Origin of the sequence: Pseudomonas sp. W2-17 (genome assembly GCF_041060445.1) — a bacterium.
In the GTDB taxonomy this organism is placed as follows: Bacteria; Pseudomonadota; Gammaproteobacteria; order Pseudomonadales; family Pseudomonadaceae; genus Aquipseudomonas.
Window position 1 is genome coordinate 54,696 of sequence record NZ_JAUFNS010000008.1, and the last position, 17,378, is coordinate 72,073.

The 17,378-nt window shown below is 56.3% G+C and carries 17 protein-coding genes and 1 pseudogene; 9 read left to right on the forward strand and 9 right to left on the reverse strand.

The genetic code is table 11. From position 1 onward, the window contains the following. Nucleotides 1–61: 61 nt before the first annotated feature. Genes QWI20_RS11950 through QWI20_RS11960 form a run of 3 tightly spaced genes read left to right on the forward strand, consistent with a single transcriptional unit; the run spans nucleotide 62 to nucleotide 3,852 of the window. Nucleotides 62–1,531, forward strand: a complete 1,470-nt coding sequence (locus tag QWI20_RS11950) for an efflux transporter outer membrane subunit (RefSeq protein WP_369305655.1) — start codon at nucleotides 62–64, stop codon at nucleotides 1,529–1,531. Then, on the forward strand, nucleotides 1,531–2,724 hold the full coding sequence (locus QWI20_RS11955) for an HlyD family efflux transporter periplasmic adaptor subunit (RefSeq protein WP_369305656.1): 1,194 nt from the start codon (nucleotides 1,531–1,533) through the stop codon (nucleotides 2,722–2,724). The genes QWI20_RS11950 and QWI20_RS11955 overlap by 1 nt, the downstream gene beginning before the upstream one ends. Nucleotides 2,725–2,733: 9 nt before the next feature. Further along, complete coding sequence (locus QWI20_RS11960; protein ID WP_369305657.1) at nucleotides 2,734–3,852, forward strand: MFS transporter; 1,119 nt, start codon at nucleotides 2,734–2,736, stop codon at nucleotides 3,850–3,852. On the opposite strand, the gene QWI20_RS11965 is transcribed toward QWI20_RS11960, so the two are convergent. Further along, entirely contained in the window at nucleotides 3,779–4,171 is a 393-nt protein-coding gene (locus tag QWI20_RS11965; RefSeq protein WP_369305658.1) for a hypothetical protein, read from the reverse strand. The two genes, QWI20_RS11960 and QWI20_RS11965, sit on opposite strands and share 74 nt — an antisense overlap. A gap of 157 nt (nucleotides 4,172–4,328) precedes the next feature. On the opposite strand from QWI20_RS11965, the gene QWI20_RS11970 reads away from it, so the two are divergent. Continuing rightward, a complete protein-coding gene (locus tag QWI20_RS11970) occupies nucleotides 4,329–4,520 on the forward strand; it encodes a DUF6555 family protein (RefSeq protein ID WP_369305797.1) in 192 nt (63 codons plus the stop codon). Nucleotides 4,521–4,608: 88 nt separating this feature from the next. Here QWI20_RS11970 and QWI20_RS11975 read toward each other — a convergent pair whose 3' ends face one another. After that, complete coding sequence (locus tag QWI20_RS11975; RefSeq protein WP_133777123.1) at nucleotides 4,609–6,204, reverse strand: histidine kinase famiy protein; 1,596 nt, start codon at nucleotides 6,202–6,204, stop codon at nucleotides 4,609–4,611. 63 nt (nucleotides 6,205–6,267) lie between these two features. Continuing rightward, the gene (locus QWI20_RS11980; protein ID WP_133777124.1) at nucleotides 6,268–6,630 is read right to left on the reverse strand and encodes a response regulator; all 363 of its coding nucleotides are present in this window, start codon (nucleotides 6,628–6,630) and stop codon (nucleotides 6,268–6,270) included. A gap of 233 nt (nucleotides 6,631–6,863) precedes the next feature. On the opposite strand from QWI20_RS11980, the gene QWI20_RS11985 reads away from it, so the two are divergent. Further along, complete coding sequence (locus tag QWI20_RS11985; protein ID WP_369305659.1) at nucleotides 6,864–7,358, forward strand: hypothetical protein; 495 nt, start codon at nucleotides 6,864–6,866, stop codon at nucleotides 7,356–7,358. 106 nt (nucleotides 7,359–7,464) lie between these two features. On the opposite strand, the gene QWI20_RS11990 is transcribed toward QWI20_RS11985, so the two are convergent. Together QWI20_RS11990 and QWI20_RS11995 are read right to left on the reverse strand one after the other, a co-directional pair. Then, the gene (locus QWI20_RS11990; protein ID WP_369305660.1) at nucleotides 7,465–7,728 is read right to left on the reverse strand and encodes a hypothetical protein; all 264 of its coding nucleotides are present in this window, start codon (nucleotides 7,726–7,728) and stop codon (nucleotides 7,465–7,467) included. Nucleotides 7,729–7,964: 236 nt separating this feature from the next. Then, a pseudogene (locus QWI20_RS11995) lies at nucleotides 7,965–8,198 on the reverse strand (methyl-accepting chemotaxis protein); the annotation flags it as partial. Between the two features lie 338 nt (nucleotides 8,199–8,536). Here QWI20_RS11995 and QWI20_RS12000 point away from each other — a divergent pair. The 3 genes from QWI20_RS12000 to QWI20_RS12010 all read left to right on the forward strand — a co-directional run bounded on the left by QWI20_RS12000 (nucleotide 8,537) and on the right by QWI20_RS12010 (nucleotide 12,375). Continuing rightward, the gene (locus tag QWI20_RS12000) at nucleotides 8,537–10,540 is read left to right on the forward strand and encodes a putative bifunctional diguanylate cyclase/phosphodiesterase (RefSeq protein WP_369305661.1); all 2,004 of its coding nucleotides are present in this window, start codon (nucleotides 8,537–8,539) and stop codon (nucleotides 10,538–10,540) included. A gap of 367 nt (nucleotides 10,541–10,907) precedes the next feature. Continuing rightward, complete coding sequence (locus QWI20_RS12005; protein ID WP_369305662.1) at nucleotides 10,908–11,903, forward strand: alpha/beta hydrolase; 996 nt, start codon at nucleotides 10,908–10,910, stop codon at nucleotides 11,901–11,903. Between the two features lie 178 nt (nucleotides 11,904–12,081). Then, nucleotides 12,082–12,375, forward strand: coding sequence for a hypothetical protein (locus QWI20_RS12010; RefSeq protein ID WP_244656991.1), 294 nt, complete (start codon nucleotides 12,082–12,084; stop codon nucleotides 12,373–12,375). A 197-nt stretch (nucleotides 12,376–12,572) separates the two neighbouring features. Here QWI20_RS12010 and QWI20_RS12015 read toward each other — a convergent pair whose 3' ends face one another. From QWI20_RS12015 to QWI20_RS12025, 3 genes are all read right to left on the reverse strand, one after another. After that, the gene (locus QWI20_RS12015) at nucleotides 12,573–12,710 is read right to left on the reverse strand and encodes a hypothetical protein (protein WP_369305663.1); all 138 of its coding nucleotides are present in this window, start codon (nucleotides 12,708–12,710) and stop codon (nucleotides 12,573–12,575) included. Between the two features lie 448 nt (nucleotides 12,711–13,158). Then, nucleotides 13,159–14,703 carry a M10 family metallopeptidase C-terminal domain-containing protein gene (locus QWI20_RS12020; RefSeq protein WP_369305664.1) on the reverse strand — a complete coding sequence of 515 codons (1,545 nt, stop codon included), beginning with the start codon at nucleotides 14,701–14,703 and terminating at the stop codon, nucleotides 13,159–13,161. 245 nt (nucleotides 14,704–14,948) lie between these two features. Beyond that, nucleotides 14,949–15,158, reverse strand: a complete 210-nt coding sequence (locus QWI20_RS12025) for a hypothetical protein (RefSeq protein WP_192133378.1) — start codon at nucleotides 15,156–15,158, stop codon at nucleotides 14,949–14,951. Between the two features lie 155 nt (nucleotides 15,159–15,313). On the opposite strand from QWI20_RS12025, the gene QWI20_RS12030 reads away from it, so the two are divergent. Continuing rightward, nucleotides 15,314–16,939, forward strand: coding sequence for a methyl-accepting chemotaxis protein (locus QWI20_RS12030; RefSeq protein WP_369305665.1), 1,626 nt, complete (start codon nucleotides 15,314–15,316; stop codon nucleotides 16,937–16,939). A gap of 289 nt (nucleotides 16,940–17,228) precedes the next feature. On the opposite strand, the gene QWI20_RS12035 is transcribed toward QWI20_RS12030, so the two are convergent. Beyond that, nucleotides 17,229–17,366: a hypothetical protein gene (locus tag QWI20_RS12035; protein ID WP_369305666.1), complete on the reverse strand. Its 138-nt coding sequence runs from the start codon at nucleotides 17,364–17,366 to the stop codon at nucleotides 17,229–17,231. Nucleotides 17,367–17,378: the final 12 nt, after the last annotated feature.

The following is a 17,378-nucleotide window of genomic DNA, read 5'->3' on the forward strand; positions in this document are numbered from 1 at the left end:
CACTGCTTAACGCCAATGCCTGAACGCAACCCCTTAACGACTTCTCGTTGGAGCCACACGATTGATCACCGAACATCCCGTCCGCCTGTTTCTGACCGCACTGGTCGCCGTCGCCCTCGGTGGATGTTCCTACAGTGATCTGAAACCCCAGTCTTCGGTGTGGCAGGGCCTGAAGGCCAGCAGTAAAAAGACCCTGGATGAGGCACCGGTATCTGGCGCCCATTGGCCCGAGCAAACCTGGTGGACGGCGTTTGGCGATCGGCAGCTCGATGACATGGTCCGCGAGGCGCTTGCGGGTAATCCCGGGGTGGCCAGCGCTGCCGCCCGGGTCCGCCAGGCCCAGGCCCTGACAGGCCTGAACCAGGCAGCGCTTGCGCCTCGGGTAGACGCCAGTTTTTCCGATACACGACAGCGATACAGTGCCAACGGAACAGCGGGCGGCGTTTCAGGCACCTGGCAGACGCTCTACCAGACCTCGCTGGGCGTGGGTTACGAGCTGGATTTCTGGGGCAAAAATCGTGCTGCGCTGGAAGGCTCCATCGGCCGTCAGCGGGCGGCCGACGTTGACCGGTACGCGACGACGCTGATGATTTCCTCGGCGATGGTGCAGGCGTATATCGAATTGCAGAAAAACTACGATCAGATTGACCTGGCCGAGCAGGTGCTCGCCCAGCAACAGTCGATCCTCGATCTTACGCACCGGCGCTTCGCCGCCGAGCTGGATTCCCAGGTTGATATCAAACAGGCCCAAGCGAGTATTCCGGCCAGCAAAGCCACCCTCTCCGCGCTCAGAGAGGTCGTGGAGCTGGACCAGAACCGGCTGGCGGCGTTGATGGGTGAAGGCCCGGACCGTGGTCGTTCCATCCGCAGGCCGGCCATCGGCGAGGTCGAGCCTTTTTCGATACCCAGCCGTCTTCCCGCAGAGCTTCTTGGCCGGCGCCCCGACGTGGTTGCCCAGCGCTGGAGAGTCGAAGCAGCCGGGCATGAAATTGACGTGGCAAAGGCCGGTTTTTATCCCAACGTCAACCTGGCGGCCTCCCTGGGCTTGCAGAGCTTTGGCTTTGGCGACTTCAAGGACAGCAGCAGCCGGATGCTCGGGATCGGGCCGGCGATCAGCCTGCCGATTTTCGACGGAGGTCGTCTACGGGCCAATCTGGCCAGCCAGGATGCGGCTTACGACGTTGCGGTCGAAGGCTACAACCAGACGTTGATCGACGCGCTCCACGATATAGCCGATCAACTGACCTCTCTGCGCTGGCTGAAAGAACGCGTGGACCAGCAACAACAGGCCGTTCAGACCGCCAATGATGCCTACGACCTGATCAATCGCCGCTACGGTGCCGGGCTTGCCTCCTATATCCAGGTACTGATCGCGCAAAACGCTGCATTGGCCGAGCAACGCCAACTCGTTGACTTGCGCGCCCGAGGCCTTTCACTCCAGGCCAGCCTGAGCCGGGCGCTGGGGGGCGGCTTCAGTCCCGATGCCATTGCGTCGAACGCAGCCCTGACACCTGATCTTTCGAGTAAATGATGAGCACTCAATCTCCCGCGTCCGGCGTCCCTGTCGCCGCATCTCGCCACTCCGGCCCCGTTGTCTTTATCGGCGCCGGTCTGATCCTCATTGCGCTGTTGGCCCTGTGGTACGGGTATCAAGTTGGCAATGAACGCACCGAAGACGCTTATGTGGACGGCAACGCCGTTCAAGTGACCTCGCAGATCACTGGCACCGTCACGGGGATTGGCGCGGACAACACTGACTACGTCTGCGCTGGAGACCCGGTGGTGCGGCTCAATCCGGTGGACGCCGAAATCCAGTTCGAGCGCAGCAAAGCTGCGTTGGCGAGGGCCACCCGCATGGCGCGCACTCAGTACTCCCAGGTGGAGCAACTGCAGGCGGAAGTCGATCAGCGCAGCAACGATGTCGGCAAGGCCAGGGCGGATGTGCAGCGGCGCGCGCAACTGGCGTCCAGCGGGGCCGTGTCCCGTGAAGAGATCAGCCACGCCGAAGATATTCTGAAAAACGCCGTTGCCGGGTTGGCGTCGACCCGCCAGCCCCTGGCCCAGCGCAGGGCAATGGTGGATAGCACCACGCTGCGGTCGCACCCGGACGTACTGACCGCCGCTGCCAATCTGCGCGATGCCTTTGTCGCCCGGGACCGCACCGTGGTGCTGGCGCCCGTGACAGGCGTCGTCACCAGGCGCAGCGTGCAAGTGGGCCAGCGCATCAGCCCGGGCGTGGCCCTGATGACGGTGGTGCCGCTGGATCACTTGTGGGTCAACGCGAACTTCAAGGAATCGCAGCTTGAACATATCCGCATCGGGCAGCCGGTCACGCTGACAGCCGACTCCTATGGCACTGATGTCGTTTTTCACGGAACAGTCGCCGGTCTTGATGCAGGAAGCGGCAGCGCTTTTGCCCTGCTGCCGGCGCAAAACGCGACGGGAAACTGGATCAAGGTCACTCAGCGTGTGCCAGTGAAAATCGCGCTCGACCCGCAGGAGATCGCCCGGAATCCGTTGCGCCTGGGGATCTCCATGCGGGTAAAGGTGGACACCCGCGCGCAAGACGGCGATGTATTGCGTGCGGACGTACCCCGCGAGGACCTTTACAGCACGGCAGTGTTTGATAACGAACTGAAAAACGCCGACGCGCTGGTCGAAAGCGTCATCACTGAAAATGAGGGAGCCCAACGGGCGCCTGCGCTCAGCAGTGCCAGGCGTTAGGAGGCTGCGATGTTCAGGAAGTACTGGCTGCTGCTGACTACCATCACGCTGTTGTGCAGTCTGGAGTTTCTGCAAACCGGCATGATCGCGTTTGCCTCGGCGCCGATACGCGGTGAAATCGAAGCCAGTCCTGAAGAGTTCAGCCTGGTGGCAGCCCTTTATGCCTGTCTGGCCGTGATCTCGATCTCCAAGCAACGCTGGCTGACCGAGCGCTTTGGCTGGCGCAACTACCTGCTGACGTCCATCGGCATTTATATCGTTGGCGCGGTGATCTGCAGCGTCAGCGCCGATCTGGTCACGTTCACCGCTGGCCGGGTGGTGATGGCGCTGGGCGGCGGAGGGTTCATGACCTCGGCTCGGGTCATGGTGCAGATGATTTCGCCAGGACCTTACCGGTTTACCGGCATCAAGGCCTTTGCCATCGGTCTAGCGTGCGGCACCTCGGCCGCACCGGTGCTTTCCTCACTGGCAGTTGCGTACTCCACCTGGCAGGCTATTTTCTGGATTCTGATTGTCGTGGCGATGCTGGTCGCAATGCTGGCGCTGAGATTTCTGCCGACAGACCGGCATCCGGTCGAGTCCCGTAGTCAGAGTCGACTCGGTCAGGTGCTGCTGCTGGCTGTCAGTTCGTTCTCGATCCTGTACGTGCTTCAACGCTCTTATTACGACTTCTACAACGAAACCACCATCATTCTGGTGTTCGTCGGGCTGGCTGCGTTCGCGCTGCTGGCCTACCTGCGAAACGAGAATAAACACCCACGGCCCTTGTTGAAAGTGCATCACGTGATCAACCGGCGCTACGTCTACGGTATCGCGCTGTTCTGCTTCAGCTATCTGATGCTGGGCGCCAACAACTACGTGCTGCCGTCTTTCCTGCAGTCCGCGCTGGGCTATTCGTGGGAGACCGTCGGGCATTTCCAGTCGCTCGGGCTGCTGGGTACGTTGGCGGCATGGCTGCTGATGTCGTGGCTGTTGCCAAAATCGCCGTCACCCAAAAAGTTCTTCACCCTGGGATTTTTGTCCTTGATCGCCTTCAGCTACCTGCTCGCGGGCATTACCCCTGGCGCAGAAATGTGGACCAATATCCTTCCGGCAGCGATCGACCACAGACCAAGCGTGGGACGATGAGCCATTTACCCACCACATCCAGCTTGTCCAGGTAATCTTTTGCTAGGCGCTCTCCCAGCTGGAGGGTGGCAAATTCAAACGCCGCAGCTTCCAAGGCCATCGCAGAGAAGACGATGGTTTTTATGCCAGCCACTTGTTTTCTGGCTTTCTGATCGTCGTAGTCTGTCGATTCGCTAAGCCATTGCGGTTTGGGAACCGGGTTGCCCTTCTCGAAGAGAAAGCAGCCGAACGCCTCTTCCGCAATCTCACAATAGGTGTCGACCATAGAATCGACCAAGACCCAGCTATCGCGAACCCTAAACGGTTTAGTCGTCTCCATGCTGCCCCCCCCTTTAAAACTAACGATAACGTATTTCTTGCCTATAAAAAGTGTAGATACGCAGCGCAAAACGGGACAGACGTTGGATCTGACCCATATTTTTCTTGAATCATTCTCATTGATGTAGAGCCGAGGTATGCTTTAAGCAACCAAGCTGCTGCAAGACTTAGCTGCTCGCACTGGTAGTACTCGCGGACAAAATATGAGCAATGCTGAGGCCGGGCACTGGGCTGTAGTGCATTCGTGGGTTGCGCAGATGCCGAAACATCGCAGAGACAGGGTCCAGATCGTTAGCAAGCCACTCGCCGAGCGGCACGGTATTGTCCAGGTGCAGTGGTCGCACGCTTAGTAAGTCAGCTCAGTCTCGCAGGGTGTATCAATGCACCATTAGATTAAGCTGGCAGGCTTTCACGACTGCACCGAACAAGAAAGGACAATCAGCTCACCCCGTTGGGTCCCTCCAGCACCTGCCGTACCTTCTTCGCCAGATCGGTGGGCACGTAGGGTTTGGATATCACATCAAACTCGTTGCCCCCCGCATCCGTACGTTCTAGCGAGTTCTCGGAATAACCAGTTGTCAGCAACACCTTTAAGGTGGGGTAAAAGCGCTTGGCTTCCCGGGCCAGCATCACGCCGTTCATTCCACCAGGCATGATCAGGTCGGTAAAAAGCAGATCAAATTGTTCTCCTTTGAGAATGGCAAGTGCCTCCTGGCCGCTGTAGGCCAGTCCGCACGTATAGCCATATTCTTCCAAAACCATTCTGGCCAGTTCCGCGACGTCCGGACGGTCTTCCACAATCAAAACCCGTTCTCGGCCTGATGGCTCGACGATCGCCTCCATGACGGGCAGGGTGTTGAGCTGGCTGTCATCCGCGGGGAAATACATCCGAATCGTTGTGCCGATGCCCTCTTCGGAATAAATCCGGGCCGTTCCTCCGGATTGCTTCATAAATCCGTACACCATGGAAAGCCCTAATCCGGATCCCTTTCCTTCATCTTTTGTGGTGAAGAAGGGGTCCATCACCCGGCTGACGATGGAGGCCGGCATACCAGCGCCGTTGTCAGTAATAGCCACGCTGACATAACGTCCAGGCATCAACCCGTCATATGACATTGAGGCGAGGTTCTGAATTTGTACGTTCTTGGTCTCCATGGTCAGTAGTCGCTGCTGTCGTGATTCCATGGCATCACGGGCATTGATGAATATGTTCAGCAAAGCGACCTCTGTCTGGGTCGTGTCCACCCTGCAATTCCATAGATCGCTTGCCAGAGCCAGCCTGATGTCGGTACCTATCAACGTGCGCTCGGCCATCTCCTGAGATGAGGTGATGATGGCATTCAGGTTCACCACACGGCCCTGAAGCTTCTGCTTACGCGAAAAGGCCAGCAGCTGTTGAGTGAGCGTTTTCGCCCGTTCAGCAGCGTCTCGTGCGTTACCTGCGCTGCGCAGAATCCGCTGCTGATCGTAATGCGGTTTATCGGCGGTACGCTGGATCATGTCCAGATAGCCAATCATCACCTGCAGGAGATTATTGAAGTCGTGTGCAATACCGCCCGTGAGCTGGCCCAGCGCTTCCATTTTCTGAGCCTGGCGCAACCCGTCCTCGGCATCACGCCGGCGGCTGACATCCAGCTGCGAGGCAAAGAAATAGATCAGCTCACCGGACTCGTTGTACACCGGCGAAATAAAAAGCGCGTTCCAGAAGGCCGAACCGTCTTTTTTGTAATTCACCAGCTCAACAGCCACTTCCCTATTGGCAGCGATGGCCTCACGGACCTGCTTGACGGCAGCTGGATCGGTTTCGGGCCCCTGCAGAAATCGACAGTTGGAGCCCACGATTTCATCGCGGCTGTAACCGGTCATGTCGATGAATGCGTTGTTCGCGAAGATTATCGGGTTATCAGGCCGTTTGGGGTCTGTGACGATCATCGGCATGCGCGTGGTCTCCACGGCAGCGAAGAAGATGTTGTGATCTGATCCGCTGATGTCTCCGGTGGAGCTATCGTTTACACGTGTTGGGTGACTCGCCATCGCTGCTCCGGCCTGTATCAAACAGTACGCTATCTGTGAATAGTCTGTATATATGAACAGTCTTTAATGCTGTGGTGCAAGTTTTTGACAGATCGCGTGCAACTGATCGATTTCAAACGGTTTGGGTAACCAGTGCACGCGATGATCAGCCAGTGATTCAGCAGTGGAGTGGTAGCCGGAAGCGACGACGACGGGCGTCGAAGGCTGAAGCCGACGGACGCGCCTAACCAACTCAATGCCATCAATCTCTCCTGGCATCTGCAGGTCCGTAATCAGTAGCCGCGGAGGATAGCCGCAGTTTTCGATAAATCTCCAGGCAGCATCGGCATTGCTGAAAGGCGTAGCCGTGTAGCCATACATTTCCAAAACGTCGATTACCAGATTCAGGATCAGACGCTCGTCTTCAACAACCAGGATGGAGTCCATTCGCAGTAGCTCTACAGAAGAGTGTTTCTGCTCCGACAGAATCTTCAGTGGTTGATTCCTAATAATCGAGTGGAATTTGCCGGCCGGTCAGTCCAGTGCTGCGGTTAAACTCATGGAGTTCCGATAGTCCGGATGCCTGTATAGAAAAAACGGTTACCGACTTATGCACGGCGGGTCAGTCAGTTAGGCTAAGGCATTTTCCGTTCAGTCTCTTTGCTATAGAGAGAAGCGCTATGGCCAACCGTCTGCTCAACTCAGCCTCCGATCCGCAGCGTCTCATTCGTGCTTTGAGGCTGGCTATGGATGCTGATAATCAGACGAGCCACATCTTAGCTGAGCTAAGCCGCAGTCTTGCCCTGCGCAATCAACGAGAGTCGAACATGTCCTACCAGATCAAACAGCCCATGGGCTTTCCAAGTCTCCCACCCAGCCACATCAACGCTCTGGAGCTCGCCCCGGAGCTGCACAGCATGGCAGATACTCTGCTTTACAAAATCCAGATGGCAGACTCGCTCGAGCAACTGAAGTGGACGCACGGTCGAGCGGATGGCTTTGCTTTGGGACTAAATGTGGCCGGGCGGTTAACCCTTTGGCAAGCCGACTATCTAGTAGCGTGTTATGCCGCTGCACGTGAAAAATGCGAGGTTCAGTTCAAAGCTAAAGCCGATGCTAACCAGCGTCAGGCTGCAGTTTTTTCTGGAGAGGCCGTGCCTAACGCCGCTATCTGAGAGGTGTAAGCCTCAAGCCCTCCACGGCCGTCTCCAACTTGGCTAGGGCTTCTTCGCATTCGTGAGCGCATCAGTACTTCTTACGAGCTTGAGGCCACTTCCTGGCTCAGAGATCCTTCTTGGCTTCCTTGTCTAAATGCTTGTCGGCCTTATGGCGTTTGTCATTGTCATGTTTCACGCCTTTATCAACCTCACTGGCGTCGTTCTTGACGCCTTTATCGACTTCCCCAGCGTCGTGGTCGACGCCTTTGTCCAGCTCTCGGTTGTCATGGCGAATACCTTTGGTCACATCGTCTTCGGCAGATGCAAATGGGATAAGAGAGCCGGTTAGTAGAAAGCCGATCATGGCAGATGAAACGAGCTTGCGCATGGTGGAACTCCTGAGTGAAAGGCGAGGTTTCCAAAACCTCATCGCTTTGAGGCTAGACGATTGTGCTAAAACGAAAGGTCTCTAGTTCGTCAGGCACTTCAACCCGTTGGCACTGATCACGACAAACTGCTCAGTCCCAGCGGGAAAGCTGTCCATGTTGTGAATCTCTTAAAAATGGCTGTTTGGCACTGCCGGTGAAGGGGATTTTGAAATAAAGTCTGGATAAGAGGCCAAGGCTATACGCGAAAACGACGGGTTTGTTCGTTGAGTCCGAACGCCAGTTCCGACAATTGCTGGCTGGCCGCTCGCGTCTGTTTAGCCCCGGCTGCCGCCTGGACCGAGAGACCACGAATTCTAACCAGGTTGCGGTCAACCTCGCGGGCCACCTGAGCCTGCTTTTCGGCCGCGCTGGCGATCACCAGGTTTCGGTCGTCAATACCTGACAAAGACTGGGCAATGGCGGCCAGAGCAAGGCGTTTGTGCAAGTAGAGAGATGCAGCGCGAGGGTTGTACGATAGATGGAGATCAGCCGTCGTAAGGATCCCCTTTGTTGGATCAGGCTAATGGGCCCAACAGACCGAGGGCAACAGCAACTCCACCGAGGTGCTCAAGTAACCGTCGCATTTTCGCGAATGTCCACACCTAGACGACAAGCTGATCCACGAAATCGTCTAGAGGGTTAGCTTCCACCAGCAAACCTCGAGAAATCACCGCTGGGCAGATTCTGGTGGCTCAACGTTCGCGGCAAGGTAGAATGGTGGCTTATAGCCATCACCAAGGCTTCACTAGTGCAAGCTGTGGAATCCCTATGTTAGACGCTAGCCAGATTGACCGAGAACTCGAGAAAAAACCCAGCGCTGTACGCTTCTCCGATCAATTGGAACTACGTTATCAGAGCGATATCCATGCTACCCGCCGGCGCCACCTGATCTTATGCTTGATCTTGGGAGGATTCACATTCAGTAGTTTTTCACTATGGACAGCTGTCATAAATCCAAAGGAACTGGTATCAGCAATTTTGCAGATGGTCGGAACATGTGTACCTAGCACTCTAATGGGGGTGTTGCTTCTAAAGAAATTATCTGAGCGCTGGAGAGAGTACGCCTCCATGTTGCCGTCATACACAGGATTTATAGTTGCCTACAACGTAGTGGTAAATGGTGAACAGCCTGCTTCGGGCGAGCAGTCACTGTTTATGTTCTGCTGGCCGCTGATGCTTATGTATGTTAATACGTGCATGAAAAGCCCTTTCAATGTGGCCTTAGTCTATAACATATTTTGCTTGATCATCACGGCTTGGGGGGTGCATAAAGCCCCGATTTCCCTGAGTGCCGGGGGCCTGATAATGACCGCTATAGGCTCTTCATCTTTTTTCTCATTGCTTGGTAACTACTGGTCCAACGCCGAAGCCAGACGACGTTATCTTTATTGGCTCCGTGAGGAAACCAGAGCGTCTAGTCTCACCGATGCCAACAGTGACTTGCAACGTCTTTCAGAGACCGACTCGCTGACAGGACTGGCTAACCGTAGGCACATACAACCGCAACTGGACGCAATTACGACAAACCATTTGAATCGACAGTCCGAGGGTGCAGTATTATTGATCGATATAGACCATTTTAAACGCTATAACGATCATTATGGACATCTCCTTGGCGATGAGTGCCTGAGAGTTGTTGCCACTGCTCTAGGCAGTTGCTTCATATCGCCCTGTACCGTAGCACGATTCGGCGGAGAAGAGTTTATTGCCGTTTTGCCAGATACCTCTCATGATGAGGCCCGTAGGATCGCTCACCATGTACTGCAGACCATACGTGAACTAAACATCGCCCACCTCGGACGTACAGACGGCATCTCCATTATCACTGTCAGCATCGGATTAGCGCACAGTGCGAGTATCGAGCTAACCGACAGCTCCTCACTCCTGGATCAGGCTGACAAAGCGCTGTATCGAGCTAAAAGAGGTGGCCGTAACCGTTTGGAGGACACGGGATTTATATTTTCACAGAACGATGAATCGCTTCTGACCCCGGAGGATATCCGAGAGGCTTTAGCAACAGACCAATTCTGTTTGTACTTCCAACCGCTGTATCAGCTCGAACCTTATCAGCTCACTGGATACGAAAGCCTTATTCGCTGGCAGCATCCCAAGCTCGGAAATGTTCCGCCTGATCTATTCATCGCAATGGCAGAGCGTAGCGGATTGATTCATGCTGTAGGTGACTGGGTTCTGGATAAAGCCTGTGAGCACGCCAGCCGGTGGCACGACGCTGTGAGCATATCGGTAAACCTTTCACCTATACAGCTTGCCAACCCTGATTTTCCAATGAAAGTGGCGGGTGCATTACTCAAGCAGGGTCTTGCAGGGCATCGCCTCATATTGGAAATAACCGAAGGAGTGCCTTTGCGCATAGATGATCAACTATTGAAAACAGTTTCAGGCCTCAGCAACTTGGGCGTGCGACTGGCTCTGGATGACTTCGGTCAAGGTCATGCCAACCTGGCTTATCTCCTGAAGCTTCCATTCCATTCTTTGAAGGTTGACCGTCAGGTATTGAGAATCGAAGAAAAATCCCAGCGCGAGCAGGTGTTGATGGCTCTTTTGAAATTAGGGCATGCTTTTAGTCTCAAGGTGCTGGCTGAAGGCGTTGAGACCGCCCAGGATCTCGAATTACTGCGTGATATAGGCTATGACCACGCTCAAGGCTATTATCTTGGACGTCCTCAACCCAATACATTTTCATGTAACACGTTGCCGCCCACCCAAACCCTGGACCCTTACTGTCATCTTCATATAGTTTCGGGCAACTGACTGGACTTGCTCTTACAAAACCGGAAACCAACTACCCATTAACTTGAATGGTCCTAGACGCTTCTTCGCAGCGCAGCCCGTAATAAAGATGTACAGCTAATATCGCCCGACTCGCGCAGTGTTGGATTCAGCTTCCTGCCGCTGATCCGGATGACTGCTGCTTGCTTTGAACACTACGTGTTTTCCTCGGACAAAGCGTAGGAGCGGCTTGTGCAGCGCCTGCCACCACATTCGTCGAGATAGCTGCACCCATCGAGGATTCACCATGCGTTCGTCCCACCCAATACGTTGTGCATTGGTTGCTACCGTAACTGCCGTCAGCTTGGCAACCTTGGCCGGTTGCGCTCGCGATCCGGAAAAACCTACCTTGTCGGAATTAGCTGTCAGCTCGACCAAAAGCATGTTCCGCACTGACAGCGACATGCAGAAAGTGCTTAACGCCCAAGCGGCGTTCGATCCTAAAGCTATTGAAAAAACCACGCCGGAGGAGGCCCGTAAACAGCCTACTGTGGCTGATGGCGTAAAGCGGGTACTGGCCGACCAGAAGCGTGACAGCAGCCCCACAGCACTGGTCCCGGGCGTGGCAACCCATGAGATCACGGTAGCCGGTGCTGCAGGGAACTTGCCAGCAACCGTCTATACCCCTGCTGGTAACGGACCATTCCCGGTAGTGCTGTATTTCCACGGCGGCGGTTGGGTGATCGCGGACCGCACCGTGTATGACGGTGGCGCCCGCGGCCTGGCCAAGCAGGCCAATGCTATCGTGGTGTCAGTGGACTACCGTCGCGCGCCTGAATATAAATTCCCGGCAGCGCATCTAGACGCTGTTGCTGCCTACCGCTGGCTCACTACCAACGCTGCTAGCATTGGCGGAGACCCTAAACGCCTAGCGTTGGCCGGCGAAAGCGCCGGCGGCAATCTGGCGCTCGCCACTGCTGTGGCAGCACGCGATCAGGGCCTGACCTCGCCTAAGAGTGTGATTGCTGTGTACCCAGTGGGGCAGACCACGACCAACACCGAGTCGTACTTGAAGTACGCTGACGCCAAGCCACTCAATCGCCCCATGATGCTTTGGTTCGTGGCCAATGTGACCAAAAGCTCTGCCGATCTGAAGGATCCACGTCTGGATCTTGTGCACGCCAACCTTCACGGTCTGCCGCCAGTGACTCTGATCAATGCCGAGATCGACCCGCTGCGTGATGACGGTGCGCAACTGGAGCAGGCGTTGCGAAACCAGGGCGTAAGCGTGGAGCGCAAGCTGTATGACGGCGTGACCCACGAGTTTTTCGGCACCGCTGCGGTGGTGGAAAAGGCTCAGGAAGCACAGGCCTATGCCGGCGCTCGCCTGAAGGCAGCATTCTAACCAGCCCTCTGGCTGCTGCGATGTCAAACCGTAGCAGTCAGCACCTTGGCTTACAGCTGGGTAAGATCGTAGCTACCGTATGAGTCGCCTCCGGTTTCATAGACACCTCCAAGCCTCATCATGAGGCCCAAACAGGAGGTGCGATGAACTGGCGCTCGAAGGCTACCTGACGGGGCAGTTGAACAGCCCCAACCTGGTGTTCACGGCCCCCACCGTCGAAGGAACGGCCGGCAGGGACGTGATCATAGGGACCGCTACGTCGGAAGTCATTTACGGCTTGGCCGGCAAGGACCATATCGACGGCGGCATAGGCTCGGATCTGATCATCGGAGGCACAGGTGCTCACCTGTTGATCGCCGGCGGCGACCCCAATCTCTCGGTCTATCGCCGCAATGGCACCAACGACGCTGACGTGTTCCGCTACACGGCGGCGACTGACAGCTACCGGAGAGCCAGAGCTTTGTGGATCTGATTGCCCGGTTCGCCGACAACGATGACAAGGCCGAAGCTGGCAATCACTCTTGCGGGATTGTGGGAGGCCGGGGAGGGGTACCCAAGGTGTCGCTCCTCTTGCTGGCCGCTGTAATCCAGGGCTCAAGTCTCCTTGGATTACAGCGATTACTCGGACATGGGAAAATGCTGGGGTCAGACGCGTTCAGTAGCAAATGTCTACTTTTTCTTTTTGTCTGGGGTTTGAGTCAGTGCCGAACCAGCGACTGATTTTTCTGCAGCAGAAGATTTATCGTCCTTCAATTGCTTACCTGCTTTTGACGCTACGCCTCTGCTGGTTTTTTCATTGCTAGCCATATTGAGCCTCCAGTAGGTGTGCCGGTGATGGCACTGTTTCTCTTCTAATGTATAGCTGAGCGGCTGGCTTTGGGCGAATCATAAACAGGACTTTTTGGAAACTGCTTACATCAGCAGGTGCTGGCACCACTGTTTTCCTCTATTAGTAGTTAGCCTTTTAGAGTCGGTAATCCGGTCATTCCTGCGTCGGTTCTACCGGCAATCGTAGATTCGCGCCGTGGTGATATTGGCAAGGGGCAAACTGCGTAGCAAATGCACAAGGATACTGATGCACCTACGATCATCCTTGGCTTGATATCGTGCAGCAGCCCCGGCTGGTGGCTGCTTACGGTCGATAGCGGTCGGTCATGGGTGACCGCTTTCGCCCCACAGCTGCCGTTCAGCACGCACACCGTAGCGGTTGCGTAAGCTAAAGTTGCGTGCTGATAGCTCAGTTGCTCAGGCAGCGTTAGCCCACGTGGTCAATGTCAATAGTGGCGTGGCCAATGAGGACCACCTCTGCCTTATCAGCAACCACCAAATCGGCATTGGTGATCAACTGCGTGTAGTCGAATCCGGCTAGCGTGACCTGGAAAGCGTGCCCATCGGCCCCCGCTTCGCTGCTGCGCAGGTAGGTACGATCAGTGTTTTCATCGTAGGTCATGCGCAAGGTACCGTCACGGCCGTCTCCCAAACCGGTCACGCCGAGCGCGGCGACGTCGAGCTTGTCCTGGCCCCAGATGAAGTCAGTGATCAGGTCGCTGCTACCGGCATAGCTGTCGGCGCTGCTCGCGAACACGAACCGGTCGTTGCCTGTACCGCCAGTGAGCTTGTCCGCGCCTAACCCACCGGTCAGCACATCGTCGCCGGCGTTACCCTCCAGCGTGTCGTTTCCGGCGCCGCCGGCCAGCGTGTCGTTTCCCCAGTAGCCATACAGGATGTTCGCCTTGTCGTCGCCGGCCAGATTCACGGGTGTGATCGGCTGCGGGGTGGTCACGGTGGTCGCGTCACTGGGCGGGGCGAACAGCACGGTGCTGGCATTGAGCTCACTGACGTGGTTCCCGCTGAGCAGAACTTCGAAGCGGTTGCCGTTGGCATCGGGCTCCAGCGATTTAAGCGCGGTGGTATCGCCGGCCAAGTTGAGGACCACCTTCAGCGTACCATTGTAGCCGTTGCCCAGCCCGGTGAAGCTCAACGCTGACACGTCGATCATGTCATGGCCGCTGCCACTGAAGTCGGTGATTAGGTCGCGGCTGCTGTAGCTACCACTGGCATCATTACGGTAGCTGTCGCTGAGCCGGGTATACACGAAATTGTCGGCACCTGCTCCGCCGCTCAGGGTATCGCCGCCGGCGCCGCCGAATAGCCGGTCATTGCCCGCACCTGCTTCGACGGTATCGCGGCCAGTGCCGGCCTTCAGGGATTCGCTGGCGTGTGTGCCTTCGAGCAGATCGTTGTGCGAAGTGCCGTTGATCAGCGGCTGGAAGTTGGCATCGGTAATAAGGCCGCTATTGGCCAGAAACTGCACGGCAAAATGTTTGCCATTACCGTCTCGCTCGTAGCTTTCCAAAATGTAAATGCCGCGCAGAGGCTCGCTACGGATGTGCAAGGTATCGCCATAACCATTGCCTAAATGGCTATAGCCCAGAGCCGACACGTCGAGGATATCGTGGGCGGGATCGAAATAGTTGATGGTGTCGGTATACTCGCCTCCGTCCTTGATATAGCTGTCGCCGAGGCGGTCGAAGCGGAATACATCATTACCGGCGCCGCCGTCCATACCGTCGTATCCGGCACTGGAGACCATCACATCGTTGCCCCCCCCGCTGACTAGTTGGTCGTTGCCGCCCCCACCCATTAGCAGTTCATTGGCCAGCCCACCACGTATGTAGTCATTGCCAGGAGTACCCTGCACGATGAGTTCGATCGCGTTCTTGCTGACCTGGCTACTGGCACTTGTGACCTGTAAATCCGTATAGCTGGTGACTTCCTTGATGCCGGAAATTTGGGTCATACCTGTTCCTTATCTGCGGTTGGTCCACAGCACGTGTGGTGTAACGCTATTAACGCCGTTTCGTTGCGGGCAATGGGCCGGTATCGACGAAGCGGCGATAAGAAACGGGTCAATACACATCGTTACGCGGTAGCCTTTAGGTGTTTGACATTCGATGCCAATGGCCGCTTTGGGTCGATAGCGGCCCCCCAAAGACCTTGGGTTTTGTCAGATTTCGGTACTAGATGCCGTCAACGTAACGCCTCTTAATTCGTATCGGGAAGGCTTGCCAGCTGATCGAGCAGTTGGGCACCTACAGCGTCGAATCGCAGACGCGCTTTATCCCAGAAGCCGCATGACAGCTCGTACTCGTACAGTGGCACGATCGGCAGTCGATGGATCTGCCAAAGGTGCCAGAGCAATCCCTGGCCCACCCCCTGACGCTGATGCACAACCTTGATCTTGTTGATGTACATTCGGATACAACGATGACGGTTCGACGATATTGCTTGCTACCTGGCCGCACTGATACCGCTGTAATTGACCCTTGTTCTAAATTTATGTTTTTCATTGCCGATGGCTTCCGTACAGAACGCAGAAAGTTTCTGCGTTTGCCCTTCGGAGTTGCACCGTGAACCTACGTTCTTTAAATATTGCGCCCCGTGCCGCCTTGTGTTTCGGTTTAATCACGCTGCTGGTCATTGCCCTCGGCGGCTTCGCATACGTGCAGCTAGGGAAGCTGCGTGGCACCGAGCAGGACATCGAAAAGAACTGGCTGATCAGCGTGCAGACCGCCGACGACATCCAGATCGCCCTGCTCGGCGCGCGCCTAGAGAGCATCCGTCTTCTGGCGACTTCGAATCCCCAAGAGCAAGCGACCGCCGTGCAGCACCTGGAAGACGCTAAGCGCATGCTCAACGAGCGCACCGACTTCTACCGCAATAACCTCATTTCCGACCCAGAAGAAGGGGCCAAATTCGAGGCCGCAGCGGCGCTGATGAAGACCTATCTTGATGGACTGCAACGCGTCGTCGATCTTCACGCTACCCAGCATGAGCAGGCCGTGACATTCGCCAACACTGAACAACGCGACCGTGCCGCAGCGTACCAGGTCAAACTCAATGAGTTGCGCCAGCACAATACCGACGGCGCTGCAGCAGCAGGCGTGACCGCCACTGAGGTGTATGCCCACAGCATCACCATCGTCGATAGTGTGGTACTCGCCGCGCTGGTGCTGACGCTGGTGCTCGCCACCCTGCTGACTCGCAGCATTGTCCAGCCTATGAGCGCCTCGCTGAAAATGGCCGAGGAAATCGCCGACGGCGACCTGCGTCTTATCCTGGAGGTTAAGGGTAATGACGAATCTGCGCGGTTGATGCGCGCGCTAAACACCATGCAAGGCAACCTGCGAAGCACCATAGAGCAGATCTCCGATGCTTCCGCACAGCTCAGTTCCGCCGCAGTAGAGATGACTTCCATCACCGAGAGCGCCAGCCTCACCCTGCAGCAGCAGAACAGTGAGATCGAGCAGGCCGCCACGGCGGTAAACCAGATGAGCGCCGCCGTCGATGAGGTCGCGCTTAACGCTAACTCCACCTCCGAAGCGGCCAAGGACTCCACACGCGCTGCCGCCACCGGTAACCAGAAAGTCGGCGAAACCCTACATGCCATGCGCAGCCTAACGGACCGCGTGGAAATGACCTCTGAACAGGTACAGGGCCTCGCTGGTCAAGCGCAGGACATCAGCAAGGTGCTGAGCGTGATCCGTGCCATTGCAGAACAGACCAACCTGCTGGCCTTGAACGCCGCGATCGAAGCGGCCCGCGCTGGTGAGCAAGGCCGAGGCTTCGCCGTGGTGGCTGATGAGGTTCGGGCACTGGCTCATCGCACACAAACCTCAACTCTGGAAATCGAACAGATGATTTCAAGTATCCAAGCAGGCACGTCACTGGTTGTGGATTCGATGAGCAGCAGCACCATCGAGGCACACAACACGCAGCGCACTGCCGACGAAGCCGGGATGTCACTGAAAGTCATCGCCGACTCGGTGCAACTGATCAATGACCGCAATCAGCAGATCGCCACTGCCGCGGAAGAGCAGGCTCATGTAGCTCGCGAAGTAGACCGCGCGCTCGTGAGCATTCGCAACTTGGCGCTGCAGAGCAGCGAAGGCACGCAGCAAACCCTGGCCGCCAGCAATGAGCTTTCGCAGTTAGCGGTGAACTTGAATCAGATGGTAGCGCGCTTCAAGACCTGAAATTAGCGTTTAATCTAGTATGGAAAATTGACCGATCAACGATCGGAACTTCATTCCTAGAGGCGCTGACAATGTGGTCGCTTTTCGAGTTAGCTCCGATCTTTCGCCAAGGCCAGAGGCTCCAAAGAAACCCAAGTTGACGATCGTCCGGCAGTCGCCGAGCATGAAAGAATGTGCGTGCTGGGCTTATAGACAGGGAAGTATCGAATCGCGAAATGCCACGCCTCAATCGGCCTCAAGCATCGTCACAGACGGCTGCGGGTCGAAAGCAGTGATCCACGGCCGACCGCTATCGATCCAAAGCGTCGCTCAGCCCTTCGGCATCTTGCTGCGTCTTGACTGCGTGTAACGGGATATCCGTTAAATAGGCCCCCTGACTTTCCGACAGTTCGAGGGCCTTTTCATAGTAAGTCAGTTGCAGCGGCATTTGCTCCACCGG

Excerpts from the sequence above, each read along its gene's own strand:
- QWI20_RS11955 (WP_369305656.1), top strand. The coding sequence starts at position 1,531 with ATGAGCACTCAATCTCCCGCGTCCGGCGTCCCTGTCGCCGCATCTCGC.
- QWI20_RS11960 (WP_369305657.1), top strand. The coding sequence starts at position 2,734 with ATGTTCAGGAAGTACTGGCTGCTGCTGACTACCATCACGCTGTTGTGC.
- QWI20_RS11965 (WP_369305658.1), bottom strand. The coding sequence starts at position 4,171 with ATGGAGACGACTAAACCGTTTAGGGTTCGCGATAGCTGGGTCTTGGTC.
- QWI20_RS11975 (WP_133777123.1), bottom strand. The coding sequence starts at position 6,204 with ATGGCGAGTCACCCAACACGTGTAAACGATAGCTCCACCGGAGACATC.
- QWI20_RS11980 (WP_133777124.1), bottom strand. The coding sequence starts at position 6,630 with ATGGACTCCATCCTGGTTGTTGAAGACGAGCGTCTGATCCTGAATCTG.
- QWI20_RS11985 (WP_369305659.1), top strand. The coding sequence starts at position 6,864 with ATGGCCAACCGTCTGCTCAACTCAGCCTCCGATCCGCAGCGTCTCATT.
- QWI20_RS11990 (WP_369305660.1), bottom strand. The coding sequence starts at position 7,728 with ATGCGCAAGCTCGTTTCATCTGCCATGATCGGCTTTCTACTAACCGGC.
- QWI20_RS12000 (WP_369305661.1), top strand. The coding sequence starts at position 8,537 with ATGTTAGACGCTAGCCAGATTGACCGAGAACTCGAGAAAAAACCCAGC.
- QWI20_RS12015 (WP_369305663.1), bottom strand. The coding sequence starts at position 12,710 with ATGGCTAGCAATGAAAAAACCAGCAGAGGCGTAGCGTCAAAAGCAGGT.
- QWI20_RS12020 (WP_369305664.1), bottom strand. The coding sequence starts at position 14,703 with ATGACCCAAATTTCCGGCATCAAGGAAGTCACCAGCTATACGGATTTA.
- QWI20_RS12025 (WP_192133378.1), bottom strand. The coding sequence starts at position 15,158 with ATGTACATCAACAAGATCAAGGTTGTGCATCAGCGTCAGGGGGTGGGC.
- QWI20_RS12035 (WP_369305666.1), bottom strand. The coding sequence starts at position 17,366 with ATGCCGCTGCAACTGACTTACTATGAAAAGGCCCTCGAACTGTCGGAA.